This window comes from Corynebacterium yonathiae, from assembly GCF_027570195.1.
In the GTDB taxonomy this organism is placed as follows: domain Bacteria; phylum Actinomycetota; class Actinomycetes; order Mycobacteriales; family Mycobacteriaceae; genus Corynebacterium; species Corynebacterium yonathiae.
The window spans coordinates 1-16,141 of the sequence record NZ_JAKMUZ010000007.1 but is presented as its reverse complement, the minus strand read 5'-3'; the positions used below and the strand labels follow the sequence as shown (position 1 = coordinate 16,141).

Sequence of the window (16,141 nt, the reverse complement as noted above, 5' to 3'; positions counted from 1 at the left end):
TCACGGTGTCCATTTTATGTCTTGTGCAGGGGCTCCGCAAGGGGAAGGGGCGAAAATAAGTTCTAAAGGGTGATATTTCCAGGTTGGTAGAAATAGGAGAAAAGAAAATTATCCCTAGTGGCGTGTGTTAAACATGTGACTGGAGTGATGGCGTTGCTAGACTCACGCGCATGACTTCAAAGAAGGCACTCCGAAAGAGCATTACTGCGGTAGTTACCGTGGCTGCACTAGCTGTTAGTGGCACCGCTGTTGCCCAGGCGGTGAACTTTGGTGCACCTAAGGGCGTTGACGTGGCAGCGCACCAGCATCCGGGTGGCACGCCTATCGATTGGTCCAAGGTACGTACCGACGGTCAGTCTTTTGCATTTGTAAAGGCAACCGAGGGGGGTGATTGGGTAAATCCGCATTACGTCGAAGACGTTCAGGCCGCTCACGCCGCCGGACTAAAGACCGGTGCTTATCACTACGCTCGTCCATCCACCGACGCCAAAACGCAAGCGGCGAACTTTGCCGCGCAGATTGCGTTGGCGCCAGATCAGACATTGCCCCCGGCTCTTGATATTGAGGTTGCGGAAGGTAAGTCTGCGGCCCAGTTGGAGCAGTGGATTGAAGAATTTACCAGCGAGCTCAAGCGCCTTACCGGCCGCACTCCCATGATTTACACCTACAAGTACTTCTGGATGGGGCAGATGAATAACTCCCAGAAGTTCTCGGATATGCCGCTGTGGCTTGCTGCCTATCAGGATCAGGCGCCCGACGCTGTCGGCGGCTGGAAGAAGCTATCCTTCTGGCAGCGTTCTGGCTCTGGCAAGGTGGCAGGCATTCCTACCGACGTCGATATGAACCTGTTTAATGGTTCCAAGCAGCAGCTGCAGTCCTTCAGCGACGGCAACTACGTGGATGTCGGCGGCGCGCTTGAACAGCTAGTTGTGGGCGATGGTCTTGACCTAAGCTCAGACAGCACGCCGCTTATCGGTGCTATCCTTGCCCTCGCTGCGGGCCTGATTGCGCTTCCGCAGCTTGCCGACGCCGCCGAAAAGTCCGGCCTCGATCCCCAAGCGGCCCAGGGCTTGGCTGGATTCGTGAAGACTCTGCAGGAAAAGGATGCCCTCCCAATAGAAGATTTGGGCGATATGGCAAAGGGCACCTTCTCTGTCGGTGACCTAGCAATCCTGCTGGACAATGCCGGTCATGTGAATAACGTTAAGTCTGGCAATGTCTCCGAGTCGGAAGTCTCGGAGGCTAAGAATGCGGCCAAGAAAGCTGGCGCTGATGTTCCCGATTTCGATGCGGGCCAAGTAGCCACGCTACTTAATCGCGTGCTGCAGTAGCACCAGCGAAAAACGTGCGGGTCCACTCCTCGTCCTTGTAGTGGGCGGGGACTGCTCCGCCAAGGAGTGTCTTTGCCAGCTGAGCGGCTTCAATGGAGCCTTCGGCTGGCAGTTCTGTATCCGAGGCTACAAGGATAATGTTGCCGTAGCGCCGGCCCTTGAGCATTGGTGGGTCCGCGATGACCGCGAGGTGGTCAAAAACTTCGTCTAGTCCGGCCAGTTCGCTCTTTGCTAGCTGCAGATCGGAATGGTCTCCGCAATTGGCGATATAGAGCCCGCCTGATTCCAATGCCTGCTTCGCAGCCTGGAAGAACTCTACGGTGGTGAGATTTGCTGGAGTCTTATCGCCAGCAAAGACATCGCGGATGATGATGTCGCGGCTGGCGGGCAGGAAGCCCTCGGTTTCTTTGCGTGCTTCGCCGGCGCGGATTTTCACGGTGGGGGAACGGGGGACGTCGAAAAGCGTACGCACCAATTCTCCCAACTTGGCGTCGAGTTCGACTACCGTGTGGCGACTGCCAGGGAGCGTGCTGGCAAAATAGCGCGGAAGGGAGCAGCCTGCGCCACCTAAGTGGGTGACGCGAAGCTTGTTTGCAGGCCGAGTATTGAGGTGTTTGACCGCCGCCGCAATCCAGCGCATGTACTCGAACTCCAATTCTTCTGGCTCTCCCAGCACAATGTGGCTGCTTGGCACACCATTGACGTTGAGAATATAGGCACCGTCCCGGAACTCATCCGCCACAACCTCGGCCGTGCCGGTCGAGATTTCGTAGGTTCCGGTGATTCCCGGATTGGTGGAAGCTCGCTTTCTGCCCATGTCATACAAGCTTAGGGAATGGATTCGATTTACACCGCGTTGGGGCTAGGGAGTAGACTTTCGGGCCTGTAGTCAAGGTGAAATGGGGAGGACAATGCGAGTATTGGTTGCCATGTCCGGCGGCGTGGACTCATCGGTTGCCGCCGCTCGTGCGGTAGAAGCCGGCCACGAGGTGATTGGCGTTCATCTCGCCCTGCACAAAGACGCGCAGCAAACCAGGGAGAAGGCGCGCGGTTGCTGCTCGTTGGAGGATTCCGCTGATGCCCGCCGTATCTGCGATAAGCTGGGCATTCCCTTCTATGTATGGGATTTTTCGGAGGAATTTAAAGAAGAGGTCATCACGGACTTCGTGGATTCCTATGCGCGTGGTGAAACCCCTAATCCCTGCTTGCGCTGCAACGAAAAGATTAAGTTCCGGGCACTGCTACAAAAAGGCATGGCGCTCGGATTCGACGCCGTTGCGACGGGTCACTACGCCACCATCGACGAAAACGGCTACATGCGCCGTTCTCTGGACGAAAATAAGGACCAGTCTTATGTTTTAGGTGTCATCTCTGCCGAAGAGCTGGAGCACTGCTTTTTCCCCATCGGTGATACCCCCAAGCCGCAAATCCGCGAAGAGGCTGCGGCGCACGGTTTTTCCACCGCGAAGAAGCCGGATTCCTACGACATTTGCTTCATTCCAGATGGCAATACACAGGCGTTTCTGGGCGCTCGTATCGGGCTTCGCCCCGGCATGATATTGGACCAAGAAGGCACGGAGCTCAAAGAGCACGATGGTGCATGGAACTACACCATCGGTCAGCGAAAGGGCCTAGACATCAAGTCGCCGGCTGCCGACGGCCGTCCCCGCTACGTCACCGACATCGATGCCTCTACGGGCACGGTGATCGTCGGTGCCCGCGAGGACTTGGCCGTGACCTCGATTCACGCTGATCGGCTGAAGTACCTCCACCCGGGCATGGATGGGGACTTCGAGTGCGAGGTTCAGGTGCGTGCGCATGGTTCCGTGGTGCCATGTGTCGCCCACGTCGACCGCGATGCGGACGAGATGCGCCTTGAGCTTAAGGAGCCCCTATCTGGTGTCGCTCGCGGCCAGGCGGCCGTACTGTATTTGCCGTCGCCAGACGCGCTTGGCGATATCGTTATCGGTTCCGGCACCATTTGCGGGACGGCCTAGATGACCGGCTTTGCCCTTGGCCCCATGCCCGGCACTTCCGTAGCGGAAGCGGCGGACATTATAATCAGCGAGACCTCACTCCCTGCCATCCCGCAACTTCCAGATAGGGGCCTCGGCTCCGATGCGGTTGGACGTACGGCCAGCATGCTTGAGGCCATTAATATCGATCGTGGTCCGCGTTCATGGCGCATGACCACGCGTCCGCAGCTTTTGACGCGGCGTACCTGGGATCGCTTAGAACGCGATCTCGATGAGGTTCAGGAGGTCTGGGGCGAGACGGTTTCCCACATTAAGGTGCAGGCTTTGGGTCCCTGGTCCCTGGCGGCGAGCATTGAGCTCTCCGATGGTCACCGCGTCTTGACTGACTCCAGCGCTTTCGCAGAGCTTTCCGACGCCCTCTTGCACGGCCTCCACTCCCATGCCCACGATGTGGCAAACCGTTTCCACAGCGAGGTGCATATACAACTCGATGAACCACTGCTGGCGGATATCATTGCTGGGCGGATTCCCGGGACTACTGATTTTGACTCGATACCAGCAGTCCCAGAGGAAGTTGTCCTTGAAAGCCTTTTAGCGTTTGAAGCCGACTATGTGCATGCTGCGCCTATCTGGGCGGTAGCGCGCGCAGCGAAGACTTTTTTGGTTGATTCGCGCTTTCGCCAGCAATTTTCCACCCCAGAGCACTACGACGGATTGGGTGAACACCTCAGTGCGGGCTATCGCATCGGCCTGGGCATTCCCGGTATGGATGCGAGGGAGGAAGCAATCGCCCTAGCTTCCCACCTTGATCGCATTGGCATGCCGCGTGAGCTATTGGTCGATAGCTTCGATGTTTTCCCCAGTGCGGCTTCCGCTAGATCGCTTCGGTCTGTCACTGAGACCGCCGCCATCCTCACCCGGGACGCCGGCGATCTTTAATCGACGCGCCCGCGGCTATCCGTGGTAGTGAAGTATTCGCCCATATATGGGATGACGTAGCGCAGCTTGCCGTGTGCGGTGGGTTCGATCAGGTCGGCGTCGATAAGCCGCTGGCGAGTGGCGGACAAGGATCGCACGGTGCGGTCCATGTGCCCTGCGATGTCGGCGATGGTGGCGATGCCATCCACTTCGACTGCGGCCATTGCCTCTAAAAACTCCCGCTGTGCCGGTGGCAAGGTCAACGTAGCAGGCTGGTGCACCTGCGCGCCCATAATTGAAATTGCCTCCGGAGCTATTGAAGCAATCGTCTCCTGTGAAATGCCACTTTCCTTGTTTCGGCGACTGTGCTCCCACGCCAGTGAGCCAACCAATTGCACGAGGTACGGGTAGCCCCGGGTGAGCGTCGCGGCGTCCCTAATCGCCTCGGGGCTAAACTCCAATCCCGAGCCCGACGCCGTGTGCTCTAGAGCCTGCTGCGTGTTGGCCGGAGAAAGCGGTCCTAAGACGAACTTCTGGGCCCGGCGCAGGAACGTTACCCCGGGGAGATCTAATAGGTGGTTGACTCCCTGGGGAAGACCAGCGGCTACCAAAGCGATGTCGAATTCATCGCGCACTAGGTCTTGGTACGCCACGGCGATGGTAGTGAGTTCTTCGACATCGGCGTCTTGCACCTCGTCGATGGTAAGCAGGATGCCGGTGCCCTTTAGCTCAGTGGAAAGCTCGCGCAGGCGAGTATTTAGCGTGGGGGTGAAGCGATCTTCTCTTTGATGGTCGAAGCCGATTGACCCCACGCCGCCGATGCCGATGCGGCTGACCTTCTTCTTATCGCTCGGAGAGAGCTGTTCAAGCAGCCTGGGGATGGTGGTATTGACCAATTCCTCCACCATGGTGGAGCGCCCAGAGGCGCGTAGTGTTACCCAACCGCGCGCTTCAGCAATGTCTTCCAACTCGTTAATGAGGACCGTCTTACCAATGCCCCTTGCGCCGCTAAGCACCATGGAACGAGAGGCATTGCCAGCCGAGCCATCGAGCGCAGTGCGGAAGCTATCGAGCACGATACCGCGCCCGACCCAGAACAGGGGAGGAGCGCCGAATGTAGGGCGGAACGGATTTTCCATATGGCTAGTGTAACCCTTGTTATTGGAGATTTGGGAGACTTTTAGCCGTACTTGGAGATTTAGGAGAATTGGGAGACTTCTTCTGGTGGGGTGTGTAGATTCTCCACGCGATGGCGCCGATGTGAAGGGAACTAGCGGCTACGAGTGCGTACCACCAGCCAAAATTTAGGATTCTGTACCACGGCATTGCGTAACCAATAAATATCACGGTGATAAGAGTGATTATCCCTGTCGCAACCAGCGAAGCGGTAGAGCGTGGTTTCTTTAGAGCATTCCATGCAGCCCAGAACTCAGATGCAATAATGGCGGCGATGGCTATGGATAAAAGCATTGTGGTTCCTTAAAGCTGGTCGAACAGTGCTTGGGCGAGATTTTCGACTCCTGCTGGAGAATCATTATTGGCGAAGGCTGCGCGGCCGCTCTTCGGATCAATGATAAGCATTGTCGAGTATCCGTAGGTGCCACCGTTGTGCCAGAAGGTGTGGTTATCTTCATCCTCTTGCCAGCCGAAAGCGGTGTCGCCATTTTTGATAAACCACTCAGTGAAAGCTGCCATATCACTCGCATTGGACCTAATGGCGCCAGCGGCAGCAAAGCAGCCGTCCATTTCCCAAGGCTCAGCCTTTCGGCCGGTGGAGGTGAGTCCGCGTGGAGCATTTTCGGGGACGGCCCCTGGTGTCATGAGATAAGTTTCCGTCATCCCAGCTGGCTTAAAGATTCTCTCGTGGAGCAGCTGTTCATAGGGCGTATCAGTGACCCTTTCCAAAAGGATTCCGAGCAGGGCGTATCCCAAGTTGGAATAGGTTTCTGTACCACGATCTTCAAGCTTTGCTTCGATCGCTGTATCTAAGATGTTTCGGTTGGTTTCTCCCGCGTAGGGGTTAGCGCCAGTGACGCTCCCGAATACGGAGGAGAAAAAGCTGCCATTCGCTAACCGTGGAAGCCCCGAGGTGTGCTCGAGCAGCTCCTGAACTGTGACATCGGAGACGGGTGCGTCGTCAACCTCGAGAACTTCGCCCACCGTGGTGTCGAGGCGAATCTTTCCCTCTTCTACTAGTTGGTGGGCAATTTCCCCGGTGAACATCTTGGTTACAGAACCGATTTCCACCTCGGTGTGCTCATCGGCGCCGAGTCCGGCGAAGGTGGCCTTTTCCTGTACAAGTGTGAAGACGGTGAGGTTGTTGAAGCCGGGCTCTGGGTGCTCCCGTAGGTATGTGGAGAGTTCTGGATCGCCGGTTGCGGTAGTAGCCATCGAGATTCGCTGGGGTCCCACGATGAGCAGGAAGGTGGCCGATATCGCGGCCGCGATGGTGGCCAGTGCTAATTTGCGCATTAGTGGGCCTCGCTTGCGGTAATGATGGTCAGGAGAGGAACCACTCGGGCAGGTCGAATTGCGTATCGTCCGCCTGTCTTGGTGGTCCATCCAGCACTAGTGAGGGCGCTGAGGTGGTGGTAGGCGGTACCGGTGGAAGTAACTAGTTCTTCTTCGACAAGTTCTGCGGCGGTAGCTGGTGCAATAAGGAGTCGGCGCAGGATATCGCCACGAACGGGGTGGGCTAGTGCGGCGAGGCGGTCGAGGTTTTCAGACCAGTCGCCATGTGTGACTACTTCAGCTGGCCGCTGCCATTGGTAGGTATAAGAGCTCTGGCCGATAGTGAGGTTGCCGCCAAAAATAACGGATCCCTCGGGGAGTTCTGGAGAAGGCTCGAGGGTGTCCGCGAGCCACATCGTGGACTCGCCTGTGGAAGCTTCTGCTGGGGTTGTTGTGGGGCTTTCGAGCTTGGCGACGCGCTCTTCGAGGGCCAAGACTCTCGATTCCAAAGATTCCATAGTTCTAGAATTCCAAAAAGCTAGAACTATTGCAACGGTTTTAGGAAATTAGGGGCCATGCAGTGGAGACATCCGATGCATCGCGGCCCTTGCCCTCTAGGTATTTCTTGAATGCAGTCCGGTCCTCGTACCACTTGACCGCCTGGAATTCCATGAGCTCGTTTTCATCCATTTGTGCCAGGTTGGGGTAGTGCTGGCGTACCTGTTTCCAGGCAACGCGGGCGGCTGCGAGGGCGTCGGCAGTAGCTTCGTGGGCGTTGCCCAACTCGACGCCGTAGTGCTCGCACACGGCGCCAAGGGTGCGCTTGCCCTTGCGCCACTTATCACTGACGCGGTCGATTACATAGGGGTCATAGACCGGGCCAGTGACCGTGAAATCGCCGGTGAGGCTCCGCAGCACGGTGAGATCAAAAGCAGCGTTGTAGACAATGAGCGTTAGACCATCCTCCCATGCGGCCTTGATTGTCTCGACCGTATCTTTCAGAACCTCTTCGTGCGGTCGGCCCTCGGCGCGGGCTTTTTCGGTAGTGATGCCATGCACGTTGGTCGCTTCCTGCGGGATCTCGATTCCGGGATCGGCGAGGTGCTCCACCTTTTGTACATCGCGGCCATCAATGCGGACTAGGGCAGAGGTGACGATGCGGGCTTCTTTGGGATTGGCCGAGGTGGTCTCAAGGTCGAAGGCGAGCATGCGGGAGGCGTCGAAATTCATGATCCATACCTTAGTAGCTAGCCCCGACACGAGGGATAGCTACACTTGGGCAGCGTGACTAATCCAGTTGATCTGCACCGTGAATGGAATGACCTTGCGCAGGAAGTGCGCCGGCATCGCAACCTGTACTACAACGGTGAGCCGGCTATTCCCGACGCCGACTTTGACGCCCTCTTCCAGCGCCTTCTTGCGATCGAAGAAGAACATCCTGAGCTTGCCGTGCCTGATTCGCCTACCCAACAGGTAGGCGCCGCTCCCAGTGCTGGCGAAGATATCGAGCACCTTGAGCGCATGATGAGCCTGGACAATGTTTTTAGCGCTGGCGAGATGCAGGATTGGCTCGATAGAACCCCAGCAAAGACTTATCTCACTGAGCTCAAGATTGATGGCTTGTCTATCGATTTGGTCTATCGCAATGGGCGCCTGATCACCGCCGCGACCCGTGGCGATGGCACAGTGGGCGAAGACATAACTGCTAATGCGCGCGTGATTGAAGACATTCCGCATGAGCTCAAGGGGACAGATGAATACTCGGTCCCAGAGCTGATCGAGATTCGCGGCGAAGTCTATATGCGCCCCGAGGATTTTGAAGAGATCAATGAGGAGCGCGCGGCCGATGGCAAAGAAAAGTTTGCTAATCCGCGCAATGCTGCGGCAGGTGGACTGCGCATGAAGGATCCCGCCGAGGTGAAAAAGCGCCGCCTGAAAATGGTGTGCCACGGCCTAGGCGCGCGCGAGGGATTTTCACCCACTTCCCAACATGATGCTTATAAGGCAATTGCGGCTTGGGGGCTGCCGGTTTCCCCATATACCAAGCAGGTTCATTCGGCCAAGGAAGTCCAAGACGAGGTGGCACATTGGGCAGAACACCGCCACGATGCCATCTTTGAGATGGATGGGCTCGTCGTCAAGGTAGATGATTTGGGCTCGCAGCGCGCACTGGGTGCGACTTCCCGCGCCCCGCGCTGGGCTATTGCCTATAAGTATCCGCCGGAGGAAGTGACCACAAAGCTCAAGGGCATTGAGGTGGGTGTTGGACGTACCGGGCGAGTGACCCCGTTTGCCATCATGGAGCCGGTCTTTGTCTCCGGTTCCACAGTGTCCATGGCTACCTTGCATAATCAGTCAGAGGTAAAGCGCAAGGGCGTGCTTATCGGGGATACCGTCATCATTCGCAAGGCGGGCGAGATTATCCCGGAGGTGCTCGGACCAGTGCGCGAGCAGCGCGATGGTAGCGAGTATGAGTGGACTTTCCCGGAGAACTGCCCGGCTTGCGGTACTAAATTGGCCCCACAAAAAGACGGCGACGCGGATTGGCGGTGCCCCAATACCCAATCGTGCCCAGCACAACTTTCCGCGCGCTTGGAGTATTTGGCCTCGCGCAAGGCACTGGACATTGAGGCCCTGGGAGAGAAGGGGGCCATGGATCTAATTGACAACGGCATCCTCATCGATGAGTCAGAGCTTTTCGAGCTCACCGAGGAAAAGCTACTGGCCTCGGACGTCTACACGGCGAAGAAGGATACAAAAGACAAGCGCACCAAAAGAGAAGGAAATGTCAAGGTCAATACGGCCGGACAAAACTTGTTGAAGAATCTGGATGAGGTCAAAGGCCGTGACTTCTGGCGCGTCTTGGTCGCGCTGTCTATTCGCCACGTGGGGCCAATTGCCGCTCGGGCACTGGCTTCTCGCTATGGATCCATGAATAAATTGCGCGCAGCCAAGACAGAGGAGCTGGCAGAAGTCGATGGCGTGGGCATGACCATCGCGCAATCTTTCCACGATTGGTTCGAAGTGGACTGGCACCGCACTATCGTGGACAAATGGGCCGCCGCGGGGGTGGCTATGGAGGTAGCGGTGGAAGACCACAAGGAGCAAACCCTAGAGGGATTGACCATTGTGGTGACCGGTAGCTTGGAAAACTTTACCCGTGATTCCGCGAAAGAGGCTATCGTCTCTCGCGGTGGAAAGGCTACCGGTTCGGTATCGAAGAAGACCTCCTATGTGGTGGCCGGTGAGAATGCGGGCTCCAAGGAAGACAAGGCCCGCGAACTGGAAATCCCGATACTCAATGAAGCGCAGTTCCAGCAGCTCCTGGAAACTGGTAAGGCCTAAATCGGTCCGGCTATTTGAGGAAGCTGCCCAAGATGGTGCCGATGTGGCCTAGGTGCTCCACTTCAGAGGCTAGGTAGTCAGGGCCGCCGGTGCGGCCCATGGCGATAACCAATCCGGTATCGCCGAGCGGGGCGGCGGCGAGTGCGGAGTCAAGCAGTGACCAGCTATCTGGCACCCACTCGTCACGCTCGGGGCTGAGCACGCGTGCGCTTTCCACCTCAATATCGTGAGGAACGGTGCCGTCATCTTCGGGGGCAGCATTGGAAGAAGCTACGCGGTGGATGGGCTCGTTATTGTCAATGACGATGCACCATGTGGAGGTTAAAGCCCTTGGGATCGCGGCTACTACCTCTTCCATAGCGGCAGTGACATTCGTAGCATGGGCAACGCGCGCAAGCAGTTCGATTTGTCCGCGGCGGTCCACTCGGCCGCTGAATGGGCGGATGGAGTCGACCTCCACGCCGTCGACGGAGGAAGCAGCGGTGATTAGGACGTCGGCCATGGTACCGTGTGGCAACTCAATGACAATGTCATCCATGACCGTGCCATCGGGGAAGTTTTCTACGATATCCACCGATTGGATATTGCCGTCGACGAGTCCAAAGGCGTCGGCAAGCTGGCCCAAGCTGCCTGGGGCATCGGGGAGCAGTACACGAATCAAAAAGGACATGGTCTCGCACGCTTTCGGTAATTTGCAGTCCCAAACATGATACGTGCGTCACAATGCGGGCTTCAAGCAACGCAAATTTGGGGTGACGCGGCAGCCGTCTCGGTAGGTGCAGTACCATGGGGCGATAGCAATTCACATGGTACATGCTTCTTGTGAATATTTTTCACCCGCATGACGATTATGCAGAAAAAGGATGGAGTTCGCGTGTCTGAGATTTCGCGTGATGAGGTAGCCCACCTCGCCAAGCTTTCCCGCTTGGCCCTGAGTGAGGAAGAGCTGGCCCAGTTTGCAACGCAGATTGATGAGATTGTTGATTCCGTTTCCGCGGTAGGAAACGTGGATACCGAGGGCGTGGAGCCGATGAGCCACCCGCACTCCGTGGACGCCCCGATGCGCGAGGACGTTATTGTACGCACCCTTACTGCAGAGCAAGCCTTGGACCAGGCGCCGGCCGTAGAAGATGAGCGCTTTGTTGTGCCACAGATTTTGGGAGGAGAATAAATGTCTAACCTGACCGTTCCTGCGGAGGGCTTGACCTCCCTGACCGCCGCTGAGTTGGCGGAGAAGATTCACTCCCGCGAAGTTACCTCCCGCGAGGTTACCCAGGCCTTCTTGGACCGTATTGCCGAGACCAACGAGGAGCTTAACTCCTTCCTGCACGTAGGCGCGGAAGAAGCTCTCGCGGCTGCCGACGCCGTGGATAAGGCTCTCGACGCCGGCGAAGAGCCGACCTCCGGGCTAGCTGGCGTGCCGCTGGCACTTAAGGACCTGCTGGTTACCACCGATGCGCCGACGACCGCGGCCTCCAAGATGCTGGAGGGATACGTTTCTCCGTATGACGCCACCGTGACCAAGCGGCTGCGCGAGGCTGGAATCCCCATCTTGGGCAAGACCAACCTGGATGAATTCGCTATGGGTTCTTCCAATGAGAACTCCGCTTTTGGCCCAGCGCATAACCCCTATGACACCGAGCGCACCCCGGGCGGCTCCGGCGGTGGTACCGCTGCTGCGCTTGCGTCCGGGCAGGCGCCACTTGGCATCGGTACTGATACTGGCGGTTCCATCCGCCAGCCAGCTGCGCTGACCAACACCGTTGGCGTAAAGCCGACCTACGGCACCGTGTCCCGCTACGGTCTTATCGCTGCTGCCTCGTCCCTTGATCAGGCGGGTCCGTGCGGCCGCACTGTCCTCGATACCGCGCTCTTGCACGAGGTCATCGCTGGCCACGATGCTTTCGATGCGACTTCCGTTGATAAGCCGGTAGCGCCGGTTGTCGCCGCTGCACGCGAGGGTGCTAAGGGTGACCTCTCTGGAATCAAGGTCGGCCTGATTAAGCAATTTGAGCGCGATGGCTGGCAGGAAGGCGTGATGGAGAACTACCATGCCGCCGTTGAGCAGTTGCGCGAGCAAGGTGCGGAGATTGTCGAGGTAGATTGCCCGCACTTCGATGACGCACTGGCTGCGTACTACCTGATCATGCCGTGCGAGGTGTCCTCTAACCTGGCGCGTTTCGACGGCATGCGCTACGGCCTGCGCGCGGGCGATGACGGCTCCCATTCTGCCGAGCAGGTCATGTCCCAGTCCCGTGCAGAGGGCTTTGGCCCTGAGGTCAAGCGCCGCATCATGCTAGGTACTTATGCGCTGTCCGTGGGCTACTACGATGCCTACTATCTGCAGGCGCAGCGCGTGCGTACGCTCATTGCCCAGGACTTTGCTCGCGCCTTCGAGCAGGTTGACGTACTCGTTTCCCCGACCACCCCGACTACCGCATTCAAGCTGGGGGAGAAGGTCGAGGATCCGATGGCAATGTACAACTTCGACCTGTGCACCCTGCCGCTGAATTTGGCCGGTCTGTGTGGCATGTCCGTGCCATCGGGCTTGGCCAGCGATACCAAGCTGCCGACCGGCCTGCAGATCATGGCGCCAGCCTTCGAAGATGACCGCCTGTACAAGGTGGGCGCCGCCTATGAGGCGGGCCGTACTAAGTAAGCGTCTTTCTGTGGGGTTCCTGGCGATTCCATAAAGGTTTATCTACCCCCGTTGAATTTATATTCGGCGGGGGTAAAATATTGGGTATGCATTTCAAGAAGACCGCAATTTTTTCGCTGTCCGCCGCTGCACTCATGGGCGTAGGCGTTGCCAATGCCGCGCAGGTACCCTCCATCGATCCGGGGTTCAGCATGACCGCGCCGACCAACTCTGGGCTTATTGCCCCGCTGCCGAAGGGCGCGGAGAAGCTGGAGCCTCACATCGAGGGTCAGACCATCACTGGAACTCTCCACTCCATTAAGGAAGAAGGAAAGTTTAGCGTCGAATTTGCCAAGGACCACTCCTTGGTGATGAATGATGGCTGCAATACCTATACCACCACCTACAAGGTGGCAGCGGATGGCACCATCAGCGTCGGCGAGTTTAACTCCACGCTCGCGGCTTGCGATGAGCATACGCAGCAGCTTTCCGACGCCCTGCTCGGCCTCCTTGAATCCAAGCCTTCCTTCTTTAACCTCCCCGGCGGTACCGTCGCCTTGGGCAGCAAGGACGCGGCGGTCGAGTTTAGTGTTGCCAAGTAAAAACTCGCAGCACTCTAAAACTAAAAATGCGCACCATGTCTTCGGGCATGGTGCGCATTTTTGTGTGGGGGGACTACTTGGCGTCGGACAGTGCATAGGCCGCGCCTGCCGAGGCCGCGGTGACGCCAAGGACGGCCGGCCAAGCGCCGATCTTCTTAGCCAGCGGGTGGGAAGCGCCAAAGGCACCCACGTAGAGTGCGCACAGGCCAGCGGTGGTAGCCGGAGTGGTTTTCTTGGCCCAGGAGCGGCCTGCCCACACGCCGGCGGCGGCGAGGAGCACGCCTCCGAGTGGGCGAATACCGGTCTCGCGGGCAGTAACCCAGCCACCGATGAGGCCGAGGGTGACAGTGGTGGCAGTGGAAACGTCTTGGGGCTTTTTGATATCAATCATGGACATATGGCCAGTCTAGGCCGACATCTCTGGGACCGCTAGACTCTATGGCCATGACTGTGGAGACACACCTGCCGCCCGAGCGCCAAGCGTGGCGCGCCATGTTTGCGCTGTCGCTGGGATTTTTTGTATCCCTTTTGGACCAATCCATCGTGGCGGTGGCACTGCCGGACCTACAGCGCGAATTGAACGCAGGGGTAAACCACACTATGTGGGTATCGGCTTCCTATCTATTAGCTGTGGTGGTGCCACTGCTTTTTGCTGGCCGCTTGGGTGATGTTTTAGGCCAACGCCGGATGTTCTGCCTAGGCGTGGCTATCTTCGGCGTGGGGGCGGGGGCGTGTGCCCTGGCTCCCACCGTGGAAATGCTGATTGCAGCGCGAGCCGTGCAGGGTGTGGGTGCTTCCTTGCAAATGCCGCAGACCATGTCCTTAATTAATCGAATTTTCGCGCGTGAGCGACGTGGCCGCGCACTCGGCGTATGGGGCGTAATTGGCTCGGTGGCCGCACTCGCCGGCCCACTTTTCGGCGGATTCCTGGTGGGGCAGTTTGGCTGGCAGGCGGCCTTTTGGGTGCACATTCCCTTCGTGGTACTTGCCATTTTATTTGCGCTGATGTGGGTACCTGAGCTGCCCACCACCGCGCAGTCCATCGACGTGCCCTCGGCTATCGTGTCCTTGATCGCCTTGGCTGCGATTGTCTTTGGTATCCAACAAGGCCCAGTAATGGGCTGGGACTGGCCCATTTGGCTTATTCTGCTTGCCGGGGCACTTGCAAGCGCATGGTTTATTCGATTGCAGGCTACCGCTCACGCTCGGGGAGCGAGCCCGCTGGTGCCGCTGACGCTCTTTCGCGACCGCAATTATCTTGCCGGCTCGGTAGGCATCATTGCTATGGGGTTTATGGCGGCCGCGGTGATGCTACCCATCATGTTGTGGCTGCAGACCATGCAGGGCATTCCAGCGGACGAGGCTGGCATCATTGTGGCGCCAATGGCGCTGGTCTCTTTGCTGATATCCCCGCTCGCAGGAATCATGGCGGATTACCTTAATCCGCGCCTTCTTGGGGTAATGGGATTTTCCATCCTTATACTTTCGCTATTAGCAGCATGGTGGGTGATGTACGTCGACGCCCTTCCTTGGGTCCTCGGCCTGCCTATTGCCGGTCTAGGTGTAGGGCAATCGTTCATTTGGGGTTCTAACGCAGCTACCACCTTGCGGGATATTCCGCCACAGCTCATGGGCGCTGCCTCCGGCGTGTATAACACCTCCCGCCAAGTGGGATCTGTGTTGGGAGTCGCCTTGGTATCTGCAGTCATGCAAACGGGTAGCCCGGAAGTAGCGATTATTAATTCGCTGCTCGTCATCGTAGTTGCGCTGGTGATGGGTTTGGTTTCTGCCCTAGGTTTTAGGGACACACTGCAGGGCTAAAATTCGCGCGCTAGATTGGGGTGTATGCGTCTAGGAGTTTTAACGTCCGGCGGCGATTGCCCCGGCCTCAATGCTGTAATCCGAGCGGTAGTGCGTACCGCATCCAATGAATTTGGAGATACCGTCGTCGGTTATGAAGACGGCTGGGTCGGCCTTATGGAGGACCGTCGCCGCGATCTTTATGACGATGCAGAAATCGACCGTATTTTGTTGCGCGGCGGCACCATCCTGGGCACTGGCCGCCTGCACCCGGACAAATTCAAGGCTGGCCTTGCACAGATTAAGTCCAATATGGCAGATGCTGGTGTAGATGCCCTCGTCGCCATCGGTGGCGAAGGTACCCTCAAGGGCGCGAAGTGGCTTTCTGATAACGGCGTGCCGGTGGTGGGTGTGCCAAAGACTATTGACAACGACGTCAACGCCACCGACTACACCTTTGGTTTTGATACCGCCGTATCCGTGGCCACCGATGCTATTGACCGTCTGCACACGACCGCAGAGTCCCATAACCGTATCCTGATCGTGGAGGTCATGGGCCGCCACGTGGGGTGGATTGCGTTGCATGCGGGCATGGCCGGCGGTGCGCACTACACTGTGGTGCCCGAGGAACCCTTCGATATCGCAGAAATTACAAAGGCGATGGAGCGCCGGTTCCAAATGGGGGAAAAGTACGGCATCATCTGCGTGGCAGAAGGCGCTGTCCCGAAAGAGGGGACAATGGACTTTGAGGCCGGTGGCGTCGATCAGTTTGGTCACCAGACCTTCAATGGCATTGGCCAGGTAATTGGCGATGAAATCAAGGCGCGTACGGGGTATGACGTGCGTACGACGGTGCTGGGCCATATTCAGCGCGGTGGTACACCAACGGCCTATGACCGCGTCCTCGCCACCCGCTATGGTGTGCACGCAGCGCGCGCCATTCACGAAGGGAATTTCGGTATGTGTGTTGCCCTCCATGGCGAGGATATTGACCTTGTTCCGCTGGAGGAGGCCGTGGGAACCCTAAAGTCGGTGCCGGAATCGCGTTACCGCAATGCGCAGGCGCTCTTTGGATAGTGT

The 16,141-nt window shown here is 57.8% G+C and carries 16 protein-coding genes; 9 read left to right on the top strand and 7 right to left on the bottom strand.

Translation table 11 applies throughout. The features are described from left to right. Nucleotides 1–170: 170 nt before the first annotated feature. Entirely contained in the window at nucleotides 171–1,331 is a 1,161-nt protein-coding gene (locus tag L8V22_RS04765) for a glycoside hydrolase family 25 protein (protein WP_238801008.1), read from the top strand. Here the strand turns inward: L8V22_RS04765 and L8V22_RS04760 are convergent. After that, entirely contained in the window at nucleotides 1,312–2,148 is an 837-nt protein-coding gene (locus L8V22_RS04760; protein WP_238801007.1) for a spermidine synthase, read from the bottom strand. The genes L8V22_RS04765 and L8V22_RS04760 overlap by 20 nt on opposite strands. A 94-nt stretch (nucleotides 2,149–2,242) precedes the next feature. Here L8V22_RS04760 and mnmA point away from each other — a divergent pair, with 94 nt between their 5' ends. Both mnmA and L8V22_RS04750 read left to right on the top strand, forming a co-directional pair. After that, on the top strand, nucleotides 2,243–3,328 hold the full coding sequence (gene mnmA / locus L8V22_RS04755) for a tRNA 2-thiouridine(34) synthase MnmA (protein ID WP_238801006.1): 1,086 nt from the start codon (nucleotides 2,243–2,245) through the stop codon (nucleotides 3,326–3,328). Continuing rightward, nucleotides 3,329–4,246 carry a uroporphyrinogen decarboxylase/cobalamine-independent methonine synthase family protein gene (locus tag L8V22_RS04750; protein WP_238801005.1) on the top strand — a complete coding sequence of 306 codons (918 nt, stop codon included), beginning with the start codon at nucleotides 3,329–3,331 and terminating at the stop codon, nucleotides 4,244–4,246. It begins immediately after the preceding gene. Here the strand turns inward: L8V22_RS04750 and L8V22_RS04745 are convergent. The 4 genes from L8V22_RS04745 to L8V22_RS04730 form a co-directional block, all read right to left on the bottom strand. After that, nucleotides 4,243–5,364: an AAA family ATPase gene (locus L8V22_RS04745; RefSeq protein ID WP_238801004.1), complete on the bottom strand. Its 1,122-nt coding sequence runs from the start codon at nucleotides 5,362–5,364 to the stop codon at nucleotides 4,243–4,245. The genes L8V22_RS04750 and L8V22_RS04745 overlap by 4 nt on opposite strands. A 340-nt stretch (nucleotides 5,365–5,704) precedes the next feature. Further along, nucleotides 5,705–6,697, bottom strand: a complete 993-nt coding sequence (locus L8V22_RS04740; protein ID WP_238801003.1) for a serine hydrolase domain-containing protein — start codon at nucleotides 6,695–6,697, stop codon at nucleotides 5,705–5,707. Then, complete coding sequence (locus tag L8V22_RS04735; RefSeq protein ID WP_269966410.1) at nucleotides 6,697–7,194, bottom strand: ArsR/SmtB family transcription factor; 498 nt, start codon at nucleotides 7,192–7,194, stop codon at nucleotides 6,697–6,699. Before L8V22_RS04735 ends, L8V22_RS04740 begins: the two co-directional genes overlap by 1 nt. A gap of 40 nt (nucleotides 7,195–7,234) precedes the next feature. Further along, a complete protein-coding gene (locus tag L8V22_RS04730; protein ID WP_238801001.1) occupies nucleotides 7,235–7,906 on the bottom strand; it encodes a 3'-5' exonuclease in 672 nt (223 codons plus the stop codon). Between the two features lie 45 nt (nucleotides 7,907–7,951). Between L8V22_RS04730 and ligA the strand changes: the two genes are divergently transcribed. Continuing rightward, nucleotides 7,952–10,021, top strand: a complete 2,070-nt coding sequence (gene ligA, locus L8V22_RS04725; RefSeq protein ID WP_255711762.1) for an NAD-dependent DNA ligase LigA — start codon at nucleotides 7,952–7,954, stop codon at nucleotides 10,019–10,021. Between the two features lie 10 nt (nucleotides 10,022–10,031). On the opposite strand, the gene L8V22_RS04720 is transcribed toward ligA, so the two are convergent. Continuing rightward, on the bottom strand, nucleotides 10,032–10,691 hold the full coding sequence (locus L8V22_RS04720; RefSeq protein ID WP_238800999.1) for an ACT domain-containing protein: 660 nt from the start codon (nucleotides 10,689–10,691) through the stop codon (nucleotides 10,032–10,034). Between the two features lie 204 nt (nucleotides 10,692–10,895). Between L8V22_RS04720 and gatC the strand changes: the two genes are divergently transcribed. The 3 genes from gatC to L8V22_RS04705 all read left to right on the top strand — a co-directional run bounded on the left by gatC (nucleotide 10,896) and on the right by L8V22_RS04705 (nucleotide 13,261). Next, the gene (gene gatC, locus L8V22_RS04715; RefSeq protein ID WP_005327681.1) at nucleotides 10,896–11,192 is read left to right on the top strand and encodes an Asp-tRNA(Asn)/Glu-tRNA(Gln) amidotransferase subunit GatC; all 297 of its coding nucleotides are present in this window, start codon (nucleotides 10,896–10,898) and stop codon (nucleotides 11,190–11,192) included. Then, the gene (gene gatA, locus L8V22_RS04710; protein WP_238800998.1) at nucleotides 11,193–12,680 is read left to right on the top strand and encodes an Asp-tRNA(Asn)/Glu-tRNA(Gln) amidotransferase subunit GatA; all 1,488 of its coding nucleotides are present in this window, start codon (nucleotides 11,193–11,195) and stop codon (nucleotides 12,678–12,680) included. Between the two features lie 86 nt (nucleotides 12,681–12,766). Beyond that, the gene (locus L8V22_RS04705) at nucleotides 12,767–13,261 is read left to right on the top strand and encodes an META domain-containing protein (RefSeq protein WP_238800997.1); all 495 of its coding nucleotides are present in this window, start codon (nucleotides 12,767–12,769) and stop codon (nucleotides 13,259–13,261) included. A 73-nt stretch (nucleotides 13,262–13,334) separates the two neighbouring features. On the opposite strand, the gene L8V22_RS04700 is transcribed toward L8V22_RS04705, so the two are convergent. Further along, on the bottom strand, nucleotides 13,335–13,658 hold the full coding sequence (locus L8V22_RS04700; RefSeq protein WP_238800996.1) for a hypothetical protein: 324 nt from the start codon (nucleotides 13,656–13,658) through the stop codon (nucleotides 13,335–13,337). A 47-nt stretch (nucleotides 13,659–13,705) separates the two neighbouring features. Between L8V22_RS04700 and L8V22_RS04695 the strand changes: the two genes are divergently transcribed. Continuing rightward, nucleotides 13,706–15,082 (top strand): MFS transporter, encoded by a 1,377-nt coding sequence (locus tag L8V22_RS04695; RefSeq protein WP_238800995.1) that lies wholly within the window; start codon nucleotides 13,706–13,708, stop codon nucleotides 15,080–15,082. A 24-nt stretch (nucleotides 15,083–15,106) separates the two neighbouring features. Further along, a complete protein-coding gene (locus L8V22_RS04690; RefSeq protein WP_238800994.1) occupies nucleotides 15,107–16,138 on the top strand; it encodes an ATP-dependent 6-phosphofructokinase in 1,032 nt (343 codons plus the stop codon). Nucleotides 16,139–16,141 lie beyond the last annotated feature (3 nt).